At 69.3% G+C, this 12,219-nt stretch carries 10 protein-coding genes and 1 pseudogene; 1 reads left to right on the top strand and 10 read right to left on the bottom strand.

What is annotated here, in order from left to right; translation table 11 throughout:
* Positions 1 to 8: 8 nt before the first annotated feature.
* The 7 genes from OG206_RS17975 to OG206_RS17945 all read right to left on the bottom strand — a co-directional run bounded on the left by OG206_RS17975 (position 9) and on the right by OG206_RS17945 (position 8,282).
* Positions 9 to 206 (bottom strand): hypothetical protein, encoded by a 198-nt coding sequence (locus OG206_RS17975; protein WP_327117244.1) that lies wholly within the window; start codon positions 204 to 206, stop codon positions 9 to 11.
* Positions 207 to 473: 267 nt separating this feature from the next.
* Entirely contained in the window at positions 474 to 1,997 is a 1,524-nt protein-coding gene (locus OG206_RS17970; protein WP_327117243.1) for a DUF7059 domain-containing protein, read from the bottom strand.
* A gap of 191 nt (positions 1,998 to 2,188) precedes the next feature.
* Positions 2,189 to 2,821 carry a small secreted protein gene (locus tag OG206_RS17965; RefSeq protein WP_327117241.1) on the bottom strand — a complete coding sequence of 211 codons (633 nt, stop codon included), beginning with the start codon at positions 2,819 to 2,821 and terminating at the stop codon, positions 2,189 to 2,191.
* 282 nt (positions 2,822 to 3,103) lie between these two features.
* The gene (locus OG206_RS17960) at positions 3,104 to 5,557 is read right to left on the bottom strand and encodes a sodium-translocating pyrophosphatase (protein ID WP_327117239.1); all 2,454 of its coding nucleotides are present in this window, start codon (positions 5,555 to 5,557) and stop codon (positions 3,104 to 3,106) included.
* A 516-nt stretch (positions 5,558 to 6,073) separates the two neighbouring features.
* On the bottom strand, positions 6,074 to 6,541 hold the full coding sequence (locus OG206_RS17955) for an NUDIX hydrolase (protein WP_327117238.1): 468 nt from the start codon (positions 6,539 to 6,541) through the stop codon (positions 6,074 to 6,076).
* Positions 6,542 to 7,273: 732 nt separating this feature from the next.
* Complete coding sequence (locus tag OG206_RS17950) at positions 7,274 to 7,723, bottom strand: ATP-binding protein (protein ID WP_327117236.1); 450 nt, start codon at positions 7,721 to 7,723, stop codon at positions 7,274 to 7,276.
* A 205-nt stretch (positions 7,724 to 7,928) separates the two neighbouring features.
* Positions 7,929 to 8,282 (bottom strand): STAS domain-containing protein, encoded by a 354-nt coding sequence (locus OG206_RS17945; RefSeq protein WP_003967428.1) that lies wholly within the window; start codon positions 8,280 to 8,282, stop codon positions 7,929 to 7,931.
* A 79-nt stretch (positions 8,283 to 8,361) separates the two neighbouring features.
* Between OG206_RS17945 and OG206_RS17940 the strand changes: the two genes are divergently transcribed.
* Positions 8,362 to 10,923, top strand: coding sequence for a DEAD/DEAH box helicase (locus OG206_RS17940; RefSeq protein WP_327117234.1), 2,562 nt, complete (start codon positions 8,362 to 8,364; stop codon positions 10,921 to 10,923).
* A gap of 85 nt (positions 10,924 to 11,008) precedes the next feature.
* Here the strand turns inward: OG206_RS17940 and OG206_RS17935 are convergent.
* From OG206_RS17935 to OG206_RS17925, 3 genes and pseudogenes are all read right to left on the bottom strand, one after another.
* Positions 11,009 to 11,368: pseudogene (locus OG206_RS17935) on the bottom strand (Rv3654c family TadE-like protein); the annotation flags it as partial.
* Entirely contained in the window at positions 11,365 to 11,769 is a 405-nt protein-coding gene (locus OG206_RS17930) for a TadE family type IV pilus minor pilin (RefSeq protein ID WP_327122314.1), read from the bottom strand. The pseudogene OG206_RS17935 and the gene OG206_RS17930, both read right to left, overlap by 4 nt.
* Before the next feature lie 19 nt (positions 11,770 to 11,788).
* On the bottom strand, positions 11,789 to 12,025 hold the full coding sequence (locus OG206_RS17925; protein ID WP_327117233.1) for a DUF4244 domain-containing protein: 237 nt from the start codon (positions 12,023 to 12,025) through the stop codon (positions 11,789 to 11,791).
* Between the last annotated feature and the right edge of the window lie 194 nt (positions 12,026 to 12,219).

The raw sequence follows: 12,219 nt of genomic DNA, 5'->3' as shown, positions 1-12,219 counted from the left end.
GAAGTGGATCAGATGCGGGTGAAGCACCACACGCCGAGGACGAGGAAGAGTACGCCGAAGAGCGTGGCGAGTGCGGTGGAGGCGACGGGGCTCACACCGAGCGCCACCGGCGCGCGCTGGACCGTGCGCGCCCCCGTCCAGACGAGGAGGGCGGCGCCGAACAGGGCGAAGGCCGTACCGGCGAAGAACGCGGCCGTGCTCTCCATGTCCGTACCCCTCACGTTCGTCCCCTCGGCTGCCGGCGCACGGACGAGGCCCACGGGCGTGTCCCGGCAGAGGGGAGGCTGCCACCCCGGGGCGTCACCGGCACGAACCCCGGATGAACGCCGCGCAGCGCGCCGGGGAACGGCCTGGACGCAAACGGGGGCATCGCTTCGTCCACACCGGCAGGCGTACGGGGATACGGGGATACGGGCATGCTGAAGCGGAACCCGGCGGTCACCCCCCGGCAAGCAGGCCGGACGGCGGCCGGATCAGCGCAGCGGAGCGCCGTCACGCACCGGTTCGAGGAAGCCCTCCTCGACCAGGAGCCGGATCGCCTGCGGAGTGCGGTCACGCAGCAGGACCGGGTCCTCAGCCATCAACTGGGCGATGGCGTCGAGGATCCGGCCGGCAGGAAGCGAGCCGTCGCAGACCCCGGCGAATCCGGCGCCCACCGCGTCAACCTTGGTCGCCCGCCGCATCCCTCGGTTCTGACGCAGCACCACATGCTCCGGGTCCTCGGCGCCCGGCATCCCGACCTGCTCCTGGACGACCTCCTCGGACAGCGTGAAGTGCGCGGCGAGCAAAGCCGCGTCGTCGTGCTCACGGAGATAGTCCTGCCGCGCGAAGTGCGCCTCGACGGCCGGTCCGAGGGGCTGCTCCACCGCGTGCGGCCACTCCTCGGCCACGACGGAAGGATGTCCGGCAGCCGCCGACGCCGACTTTCGGAGCGTGATCCAGCCGAAGCCCACGGCCCTGGTGCCGCGCGCCTCGAACTCGTCCAGCCAGGACTCGTAGCGCTGGGCGTACACGACGGGGTCGGTGCGGTGATCGCCGCTGTCGCGCAGCCACAGTTCGGCGTACTGCGTGACGTCCTGAACGTCGCGCTGCACGATCCAGGCATCACAGCCCGCCGGCACCCAGGAGCGGACCCGGTCCTGCCACTCCTCGCCGTCCACGTGCTGCCAGTTGGCGAGGAACTGCGCGTAACCGCCCTCGTTCAGCCGGTCCCCGGCCTGCCGCACGAGGGTGCTGCACAGGTCGTCGCCGCCCATGCCTCCGTCGCGGTACGTCAGCCGGGCGCCGGGCGAGATGACGAACGGCGGGTTGGATACGATCAGGTCGTACGTCTCCGTGCCCACCGGTTCGAAGAGGGAGCCCTCCAGCAAATCGGCCGGGGCGGCGCCCGACAGGGCGAGCGTCAGACGGGTGAAGTCCAGCGCGCGCGGGTTGACGTCCGTGGCGGTGACCCGGGTGGCGTGCTGGGCGGCGTGCAGCGCCTGGATGCCGGAGCCCGTACCGAGGTCGAGGGCGGAGGCCACGGGCCTGCGGACGGTGATACCGGCCAGCGTGGTGGACGCCCCGCCGACGCCCAGGACGACGCCTTCCTCGCGCGAGCCGATGCCCCCGGCACCGCCGACCGCGCAGCCCAGGTCGGAGACGATGAACCAGTCCTGGGCCTCGGGCCCGCCGTAGGGGCGAACGTCGACCGTCGCCCTGACCAGGTCGCCCTCGCGGACCACCCAGCCGTCCTCGACGCACTCGTCGAGGGGCAGGGCGGCAGCGGCCGCTGCGACCGGGACGGGGCGCTGCAGGAGGAACAGCCGCACCAGCGTGTCGAGAGGCGAATCCTCACGGGTGGCCCGGAGCGCGGGGACGGTCTCACTGCGTGCCAGCGCGGCGTACGCGGGCGCGCCGAGCTGTTCGAGGAGGCCGTCGGCGGTGAACGCGGCGGCGATCAGGGCTTCGCGGAGCCGGGGAGCGCGGTCGGATGCGGGAAGGCAGGTCGTACTCACCCACCCATTGTGTCCGCTCCCGCCGACAAAGGCAGCGGCCCGGTGGCCACGAATGGCCACCGGGCCGGTGCACGGGCTGTTCCCGGCTCATGCGCCGGGCGGGGCCAGGGCGGCCGTTCCTGCCCCGGATGTCGCCGGCGGCCGCCGAAGAGACGCCCCTGTCAGTCCTTCGCGGTCAGGCCTCGCGGCGGTCAGGCCTTCGCGGTCGCCGAAGCCGAGGGCGACGCGGGCTTCGACGCGGGAGCGGGAGCGGACGGCGCCGCAGCGGGCGGCGCGGAGGCCGTCGGCTTCTGGCATCCCTTCTGCTTCGCCATCGCGGACCCGACCTCGCCGGACTGCAGCTTGTTCAGCGCCTGGTCGCCGTTGGTGCTGATCTTGTTCAGCTCGTCGGCGATGCCCTTCAGACCGTCGGCGAACTTCGCCTGGTCCTTCGTGTCGAGCGCGTCGACCTTCGTCTTCAGGTTCGCGTAGGCCACGGAGGAGGCGTTGAGTTCCTTCACGGCCTCCTTCTGCGTGGTCTCGCCGCCGTCCACGGGCGGCGCACCCGCCGACTCAACTGCTGAACCCAGTGCCTTGTACGCCTGCGAGATCTGCTGGAAGGCGGCCGAGTCCGTCTTCTGGACATCGACGGGCTTGCTGTTGTCGGCCGTCTGCTGCTGGATCGCCGCATTGGCGTTGGCGATCTTCTGGAGCTGCGGCTGGACCTGGTCGCAGACCTTCTTCGCCCAGTCGTTCACCTTGTTGTCGCTGTCGTCGCTGCAACCCGACAGTGCCAGTACGAGTACCGCACTGCCGGACAGTGCGGCTGCAAGCTTCTTGTTCACCGGTTTGGATCCCTTCCAAGGCTCTCGGCCCCGGAACTTACACGCCAAGTGGGCGACATTCAGGCGCCCGGCGTCCGATATGCATTCTTTTGCAGCCATTTGCACCAAGGGAAATGAGGGAAACACAACTCACCCGCCGAGTCGGACATGCGCCCGTATCCGCTCCAGAGGTAACGGCAACCACCGCATACGAGGACGGCGGACGACACGTCAGTTCATGTCGTCCGCCGTACCCCTGAGTTGGTGACACTCAGGGATTTCCCCTGGAGGGAGGCCCGAATCTCATGAAACGGCGGCAGGATCGGTGGACTTGACCGGACCCTCCCCGCCGTTCCCGCCGTTCCCGCCGTTCCCGCCGGAAGCATCGTCGTCTCCCACCGTGATGCCCCGCCGCTTGGAGACGTAGACCGCGCCGACGATCACGGCGATCGCAATGACGGCCACGAGAGCCCGGATCCAGGGGCTCGCGTCATCGCCGTAACTGAACTGCACCACCGCAGGGGCGATGAGCAGTGCGACGAGGTTCATCACCTTGAGAAGCGGATTGATGGCCGGGCCGGCCGTGTCCTTGAACGGGTCGCCGACCGTGTCCCCGATGACCGTCGCCGCGTGGGCCTCACTGCCCTTGCCGCCGTGGTGACCGTCCTCCACGAGCTTCTTCGCGTTGTCCCAGGCCCCACCGGAGTTGGCGAGGAAGACGGCCATGAGCGTGCCCGTGGCGATCGCCCCCGCGAGGTACGAGCCGAGAGCGCCCACGCCCAGCGTGAACCCCACCGCGATGGGAGCCAGAACGGCGAGGAGACCGGGCGTGGCCAGCTCACGCAGCGCGTCCTTGGTGCAGATGTCGACCACCCGGCCGTACTCCGGCTTCTCCGTGAAATTCATGATTCCCGGGTGCTCACGGAACTGCCGCCGCACCTCGTAGACCACGGCTCCGGCAGAGCGGGAGACCGCGTTGATGGCCAGGCCGGAGAAGAGGAAGACGACTGCGGCACCCAGGATCAGGCCGACCAGGTTGTTCGGCTGCGAGATGTCCAGACTCAGCCCGAGTTCACCGGCCCGGGCACCCACGTCGTCGACCGCCGTCGCGATGGCGTCCCGGTAGGAGCCGAAGAGCGCCGCAGCCGCCAGGACGGCCGTGGCGATGGCGATGCCCTTGGTGATCGCCTTGGTCGTGTTGCCCACGGCGTCGAGGTCGGTCAGTACCTGGGCACCCGCGCCCGTGACGTCTCCCGACATCTCGGCGATGCCCTGGGCGTTGTCCGAGACCGGGCCGAAGGTGTCCATCGCGACGATGACGCCCACGGTGGTGAGCAGACCGGTACCGGCCAGGGCCACCGCGAAGAGCGCCAGCATGATCGACGTGCCTCCGAGCAGGAACGCCCCGTAGACCCCGAGACCGATCAGGAGCGCGGTGTAGACGGCGGACTCCAGGCCGATGGAGATGCCGGCCAGAATGACGGTCGCCGGACCGGTCAGCGAGGATTTCCCGATGTCCCGGACAGGGCGCCGACTGGTCTCGGTGAAGTAGCCGGTCAGCTGCTGGATCAGGGCGGCGAGCACGATCCCGATGGTCACGGCGACGAGGGCGAAGACTCGCGGGTCACCGCCGTGCGAGGTGATGGCGGTGTCGGTGACCCCGGCGAGGCCGGAGTACGAGGACGGCAGGTAGACGAAGGCCGCCACGGCCACCAGGACCAGGGAGATCACGGCGGAGACGAAGAACCCGCGGTTGATGGCACTCATCCCACTGCGGTCCGCCCGCCTGGGGGCCACAGCGAAGATCCCGACCATCGCGGTGACCACACCGATCGCCGGAACGATCAGCGGAAAGGCGAGCCCCGCGTCCCCGAAGGCCGCCTTGCCCAGGATGAGCGCGGCGACGAGCGTGACGGCGTACGACTCGAAGAGGTCGGCCGCCATGCCGGCACAGTCCCCGACGTTGTCGCCCACGTTGTCGGCGATGGTGGCGGCGTTGCGCGGATCGTCCTCGGGGATGCCCTGCTCCACCTTGCCCACGAGGTCGGCACCGACATCGGCTGCCTTGGTGAAGATTCCGCCCCCGACCCTCATGAACATAGCGATCAGCGCGGCACCGAGGCCGAACCCTTCCAGCACCTTGGGCGCGTCGGCGGCGTACACGAGGACCACGCAGGAGGCGCCCAGCAGACCGAGACCCACCGTGATCATTCCGACCACGCCACCCGTACGGAAAGCGATCTTCATCGCCTTGTGCGAAACGGTGGTCAGATCTTTCTCCGGTTCTCCTTCGGCGGGAGTCGCCTCACGCGCGGCGGCGGCCACGCGCACATTGCTGCGGACGGCGAGTCGCATGCCGATGTATCCGGTGGCCGCCGAAAAGAGCGCACCCACCAGGAAGAACAGTGAGCGCCCCACACGCTGCGACCAGTTGTCGGCCGGGAGCAGCATGAGCAGGAAGAACACGACGACGGCGAAGACACCGACCGTTCGCAGTTGCCGGGCCAGATAGGCGTTGGCGCCCTCCTGGACGGCTGCCGCGATCTCTTTCATGCGTTCGGTGCCCTCACCGGCTGCCAGGACCTGGCGTACGAGCAGCTGGGCGACGACCAGCGCGGCGAGTGCCACCACCGCGATGACCACGACGATCAGCCGGTTGTCCTGGGTCAGCACCGCTGCGGCGAGTGAGGTGGGCCGGCTGGAAGGTACGGAAACGTGCGTCAGTTCTGCCATTGGGGTGTTGAAGAACTCCGCCATACGTCCTCCTTGACGCTCAGCGCTCAAGACGTGGACGGATTGTAGGGAGCTGAGGCTGATCAAAACAGTGGGTGGTCAATGAAATCGACTTTCGTCCACCCAATGACAAATGATCTCCTCCCGGAAAGAACTCGAACGCAGTAATGGGACGAGGGCGTGACGGCTGCAAATTTCCGGAGATCACCGATCAAGAAAAGCGGAGAGTTTCCCTGTTCAGGGGGGTTGATTCATGGTCTCCGGCCAACGGCTGTTCCGTGGCTCCGGTTCCGTGGCTCCGGTCCGTCTCGCCGGTCTCGCGGCTTCGGTCTCGTGGCTCCGGTTCCGTGGCTCCGGTCCGTCTCGCCGGTCTCGCGGCTTCGGTCTCGTGGCTCCGGTTCCGTGACTCCGGTCCGTCTCGCCGGTCTCGTGGCTCCGGTTCCGTGGATTAATGCCGCAGGCCGGGCGGGACGGGCGGACGGGACGGGCCTTTCTCGAGCGTCGCCGAGGCGAGTCAGGCCAGGCAGGCGCGAGCCATGCCTAGTGCCGGATCAGGCCACCGACCGGGACAGGATCGACGTGGCCGGTTGCCGGAAGAGCCTCGGCCAGGGAGAGGCCGGTGTCGACCAGCGACGACCGGCGCAGAGCGGTGACGTCGGCGATCTTCGTCCATACCGACTCGGCGATCTCGCCGTTCGGCTCAGGTCGAAGCCGGCCACCGGTGATGTGAACGCGGTAGAAGACGCCGACATTCTGATGCTCGACCCCCGCACGCGCTTCGGCCGCTGGGATGACCCGGGAGTCCACGCCCAGCAGCCGATCCGCCGCCGCGCTGAAGCCTGTCTCCTCGGCGACCTCCCGGATCACCGCATCGAACGGATCTTCGCCGTGCTCGACCCGGCCGCCCGGAAGAGTCCAGGTGCTTTCGCCCACCGGTGACACGTGACGGGCGAGCAGCACCCGCCCGTCCTCGATGCACACGGCATACGCCGCCAACCGAAAACTCATCCCCATATCCTCCCGCCCGGACCCGACCGGACCATGTGCAACGTCCTGATCCCGGGCAGACGGCTGCGTGGGAGGCTCCAGTCCGCCGCACGGCGGAGAGCCGTACCGCAGTGGCACGGGAGTACGCCGCAGGCATCGCGTCTGCAGCATCGGGGAGGTGCGCGTCGCACAAGCCGAGGCCACGCGGTCCTCGGATCACCGCACAGCGGCGGGCTGGACTCAAGGAGCGGACGGTCCAGGCAGCTGGGTGTTTGCGCCGACGGGGGTGGCCACGCGATCGGGATGGCCGCACCAACCGAGTGGCCGCGCGATCGGGAACGGCAGCCCCTGTGGGGTGACCGCGCGTGGCCGCGCAAGGTGGATGGACCGCAACACGCCGGACGCAATCCACGGTCTCGCGGTACGAGGTCTCGCGATACGGAGCCCAGAGACAGCCCACGCTCCGATGCAGGTGAGCACTCCGGGCGACGGACGTCTCGTGGCTCGATGCCGCGACATCGCGCAGACGGGGCTCCCGGCCGAGGCGTGTACGGGGCAGGGGCACGGGAGGCTCCGGAGGAGGCGGCCCGGGCGCTGCTCAGGTCTACCCGGCTTTCGGCCAAGAGGAGCCAAGGGAACCAAAATGCTGCCCCGGCTTCGCTACCAGCGCGGGCGAAGAAAGCACTGGAAGGCAAGACCCCGAGGTCGGGCCCCGGCTTCGGTCAGAGGCCGTTCGGCTGAGAAAACGGAGGCTCAGGGAAGAACTGTGGCGGGAGTGGTCGGCCATGTCATGCGGATCACGCCGCCGTCCTCGCCCGAGAGGACCTCCATGTCGTCGACCAGCCCGCTGATGACGGCAAGGCCCATCTCGTCCTCGCTGTCGGCGTCGACCTCCGGATCATCGGGGCCGCCACCACTGGAAGCACCTGGGGCCGTGGCTGCACCGCCCGAGCTGGGCAGCCCGTCGCCGACCTCGATGGAGAACGCTTTCTCCTCCTCCGTCAGGATGACCGTCACCGGAGCAGTGATGTCATGACTTCGGTGGAGGCCGACAGCGCGACTGCACGCCTCACCGACGGCCAGTCTGACCTCGTCGAGCACCGCCTCGTCGACGCCTGCCCTACGTGCCACGGCGGCCGCAACAAGGCGAGCCGTCCTGACGTGTTCGGGCTGAGCGCTGAAGCGGAGTTCAACGGTTGGCATGCCATCCCCCTCGAACGTACGGGCGTGCTTCTCAGGGGCCCGGGCCTGACGCCCGGTACCCCTGCTCTCATTCTCTCCGGGAACCGACGAAGCGGGCAGCCGACCACATGGCCGACCACCTGCTCACGGCGGCCCGAACGCTGCCGCCTGCCGGTCTGTCACCGCGTGCCGACCGACCCGGTGGGGCCGGCCGGCGCCGACCGTTCTAGTCGGTCGCCGCGACAGCCTCGTCGACCGTGGTGTGAATGGGAAACACCTTGGTCAGGCCTGTGATCCGGAAGATCTTGAGAATGCGTTCCTGGTTGCACACCAGACGCAGCGAGCCCTCATGGGCCCGGACACGCTTCAAGCCGCCCACGAGCACGCCGAGTCCGGTGGAGTCGAGAAAGTCGACGCCTTCCATGTCGACAACCAGGTGGTAGCTGCCGTCATTCACCAACTCGACCAACTGCTCGCGCAGCTTGGGCGCGGTATACACATCAATCTCGCCACCGACCTCGACGACCGTACGGTCGCCACCAGGGCCGGACACATTGCGAGTCGACAGGGACAGGTCCACGGATCCTCCAGCACCTTGCTATCGAGCGGTCGCCCCTCGGTCTCCCCGACGGAGGTCAGGGGACGGATCGCCAGCCGCGATGGCATTCAATCACTTACCAGCAGCCATGCACGACGCCTTGGGACCATTGTCCGTCATGCCAGTGACACACTCGATGCCGATGGCCAAGAATCACCGCCCCAGTCGACCACCCGAGAACGTGGGCTCGCGCCCCTCTCCGTCGGTGGTTCTCGACCGGCTCGCCGCAGGGGCGAGCCGGGCGACGCGCATCACTCATACGGAGCACTTGCCCCCACGTGCCGGAACCCATGCCATCTGGCCGGATCGCATCCGGCCGGAAGTGATCTCGGCGATCGGCAGGGCCGGAATCGACCATCCGTGGACGCACCAGGCCACGGCGGCCGAGCACGCCCTGGACGGCGAGTCCGTCGTGATCGCCACCGGGACCGCGTCCGGGAAGTCGCTCGCCTACCTCGCGCCGGTACTGAGCGCCCTCGTCGACGGCTCCGAAGCCTCCAACGGCCGCGGCACGACCGCCCTGTACCTCGCTCCCACGAAGGCTCTCGCGGCCGACCAGCGCCGCGCGGTCAAAGCGCTCGCGGCTCCCCTCGGCACAGCGGTCCGCCCCGCCGTCTACGACGGGGACACACCGGTCGAGGAACGCGAATGGGTACGTCAGTACGCCAACTACGTCCTGACGAACCCCGACATGCTGCACCGCGGCATACTCCCGTCACACCCTCGGTGGGCCTCCTTCCTTCGCGCCCTCCGCTTCGTCGTCATCGACGAGTGCCACACCTACCGGGGCGTTTTCGGGTCCCACGTCGCCCAGGTACTGCGCCGCCTCCGCCGACTGTGCGCCCGCTACGGCTCCGATCCGGTCTTCCTCCTCGCCTCCGCCACCGCGGCACAGCCTGCGGTCGCCGCGGGCCGCCTGACGGGCCTGCCCGTCAAGGAGGTCGCGGACGACGCCTCCCCTCGCGGAGAGATGGTCTTCGCCCTGTGGGAACCCCCGCTGACCGACCTGCACGGTGAGAAGGGCGCCCCCGTACGCCGTACCGCCACGGCCGAAACAGCCGACCTCCTGACCGACCTGACCATCCAGGGCGTCCGATCCGTCGCCTTCGTACGCTCGCGGCGTGGCGCCGAGCTCATCTCCGTCATCGCCAAGGAGCGTCTGGCCGAGGTGGACCGTTCTCTGCCCGCGCGCGTCGCCGCCTACCGGGGCGGTTACCTGCCCGAGGAGCGTCGCGCTCTGGAGCGCGCCCTGCACTCCGGCGAACTGCTCGGGCTCGCCGCCACGACCGCTCTGGAGCTCGGCATCGACGTCTCGGGGCTGGACGCCGTCGTGATCGCGGGCTACCCCGGCACGCGCGCCTCTCTCTGGCAGCAGGCCGGCCGCGCCGGACGGTCCGGGCACGGGGCCCTGGCCGTCCTCGTCGCCCGGGACGATCCGCTGGACACATTCCTCGTCCACCACCCCGAGGCGCTGTTCCAGCAGCCCGTGGAATCGACCGTCCTCGACCCGGACAACCCATACGTACTCGCACCGCACCTGTGTGCCGCCGCCGCTGAGCTGCCGCTCACGGAGGCCGACATCGCACTCTTCGGCCCCGCCGTGCCCGACCTGCTGCCCCAACTGGAGGCTGCGAAGCTCCTGCGCAGGCGGACGACGGGCTGGCACTGGACCCGCCGCGAACGCGCCGCAGACCTCACCGACATCCGCGGCGGGGGCGGCCGGCCGGTCCAGATCGTGGAGGAGGGCACTGGGCGGCTTCTGGGAACGGTGGATGAGTCAGCCGCGCACACAGCCGTTCACGAGGGGGCCGTCCACCTCCATCAAGGCCGGACGTACCTGGTCCGGAAGCTCGATCTGGAGGACGCGGTCGCCTTGGTGGAGGAAGCCGCCCCGCCGTACTCGACCAACGCGCGGGACACCACCGCCATCGCCGTCCTGGAGACCGACACCGAGGTCCCGTGGGGTGACGGCCGGCTGTGCTTCGGCTCGGTGGAGGTCACGAACCAGGTCGTCTCCTTCCTGCGCCGGCGGCTGATGACCGGCGAGGTCATGGGCGAGACCAAACTCGACCTGCCGCCCCGGACTCTGCGCACCCGTGCCGTGTGGTGGACGGTCACCGAGGACCAGCTCGATGCCGCCAGGATCAATCCCGAAATCCTCGGAGGCGCCCTGCACGCGGCCGAGCACGCCTCGATCGGGATGCTGCCGCTCTTCGCCACCTGCGACCGCTGGGACATCGGCGGCGTCTCTGTCCCCCTGCACCCGGACACTCTCCTTCCCACGGTATTCGTCTACGACGGCCATCCGGGTGGCGCGGGCTTCGCCGAGCGCGCCTTCCACACGGCCCGCACATGGCTGACGGCGACCGTGCAGGCCATCGCGTCCTGCGAGTGCGAGGCGGGTTGCCCGTCCTGCATCCAGTCGCCCAAATGCGGCAACGGCAATGAGCCACTGCACAAGCGCGGCGCCGTACGCCTCCTGAACGAGCTGCTCAGAACCGCACCGCCGGACCCAGAGGCGGACCCGCGAGTAACACCCGAGGCGGACCTGGGACCTGACCGGAGAATCGACCGCCGGGCGACGGGGACGGAAGACCCCGGGCCGGAGATTGCGGAGGGTTGAGTCCACGAGCCCGGACCGGTTTGCCGGCCGACACCGACACAGACGAGCGTCCTGCGGGCGCTACCGGCTCGGGAGGTCCTGCTCGCGACCTGACCTCCGCCTTGTACGGGCCGAAATGCGCGCGGGCCGTCACGTCGGCGATTTCGCCCTGGACCGAGCACCGCACAAGCACCGCTTCCTGAGCCCCGGCGACCTCGCGCGCCGCACCGCATGCCTCGGCCGAACCGCGCAGCACACGGTCGGCCGCGGCCAACGCGGCCAGGTCCGCCGCGCCGCCGGCCCGGTGCCGGGCGGACACAGCCTGGCCGAGAACCAGCACCACCGCGAACACCGCACAGAGGCTCGTCGTCGTGATGGCCGCCCAGACCGTCGCCAGCCCGTCGTCCCCACCACGAAACCCGCCACACTTCCTCCCGGCCCGTGGCCCATGGACGGTCCGCCTCACGGTTGCGACCCTCCCGTGCCCCTTGGCTCCACCCCTACCGTGTCCTCGGCCAGCGCGACCGCCTCCGCGCTCAGCGTCAGGCCCAGCGGTCCAGGACCCGGCGTCGGCGCCTCCACCCGGACGCGCCACACCTCCCCGGTCCGCCGCACATCCACCCGAGCCCTGGCCGGTGCAGTCTCCTTCGCCACCAACCGGACAGCCGCCTCCGGTTCGGATCTGGCCGCGGCCCTCGCACCCGCTCGTGCAGCATCCACACACCGGATCTGGTCCGACGCGGCGACCAGCGCCCAGACAAGCGCCATGACGAACGCCACCAACACGGGCAGCACCATCGCGGCTTCCGCTGTCACCGCCCCGCGGTCACCACGCCGTTGGTTCCTCCTCACCGCCGACCTGAGCATCGTGCGTACCCTCCCCGCTTCAGAACTTCGCATCGAGCGCGTCCTTGATCAGTGACTGCAGCGCCGACAGCACGGCTCCGCTGGTCACCACCTTGTAGAGCACAGCCGCGAACGCGCAGGCGGCGATGGTCCCTACCGCGTATTCGGACGTCGTCATTCCCCGGTCGGAGCCATCGGACCGGGTTCGCCTGCCCACCGTGGTCTCCCAAGCGCGACGGCCCGCACTCAGCGCCCGCTCGAAGGTGTTCTTGCTCATCTCGACCTCCATGATGTTGTTGCGTTTCACTGATGTTGTTGCGCTTCGTTTTCCGACTTCGACTACGCCGAACACCCCGGCCCTCCCTTGGTTTGAGCGAGAGCAGGTTTCGAGATCGATCGCAGACCCGGCTCGGTCGCTTCAGTCACAGACCCGACTCGATCGCGGGGGCGGAGGGAGGGCCGGCCGCGCCC

It is taken from the genome of Streptomyces sp. NBC_01341, from assembly GCF_035946055.1.
In the GTDB taxonomy this organism is placed as follows: domain Bacteria; phylum Actinomycetota; class Actinomycetes; order Streptomycetales; family Streptomycetaceae; genus Streptomyces.
This window is presented reverse-complemented; position numbering and strand designations above follow the sequence as displayed.

What these genes read in the sequence shown, in the direction of transcription:
- OG206_RS17960 (WP_327117239.1), bottom strand. Translation starts at nt 5,557, where the DNA reads ATGGCGGAGTTCTTCAACACCCCAATGGCAGAACTGACGCACGTTTCC.
- OG206_RS17925 (WP_327117233.1), bottom strand. Translation starts at nt 12,025, where the DNA reads ATGAGCAAGAACACCTTCGAGCGGGCGCTGAGTGCGGGCCGTCGCGCT.
- OG206_RS17955 (WP_327117238.1), bottom strand. Translation starts at nt 6,541, where the DNA reads ATGAGTTTTCGGTTGGCGGCGTATGCCGTGTGCATCGAGGACGGGCGG.
- OG206_RS17930 (WP_327122314.1), bottom strand. Translation starts at nt 11,769, where the DNA reads ATGCTCAGGTCGGCGGTGAGGAGGAACCAACGGCGTGGTGACCGCGGG.
- OG206_RS17950 (WP_327117236.1), bottom strand. Translation starts at nt 7,723, where the DNA reads ATGCCAACCGTTGAACTCCGCTTCAGCGCTCAGCCCGAACACGTCAGG.
- OG206_RS17975 (WP_327117244.1), bottom strand. Translation starts at nt 206, where the DNA reads ATGGAGAGCACGGCCGCGTTCTTCGCCGGTACGGCCTTCGCCCTGTTC.
- OG206_RS17940 (WP_327117234.1), top strand. Translation starts at nt 8,362, where the DNA reads ATGGCATTCAATCACTTACCAGCAGCCATGCACGACGCCTTGGGACCA.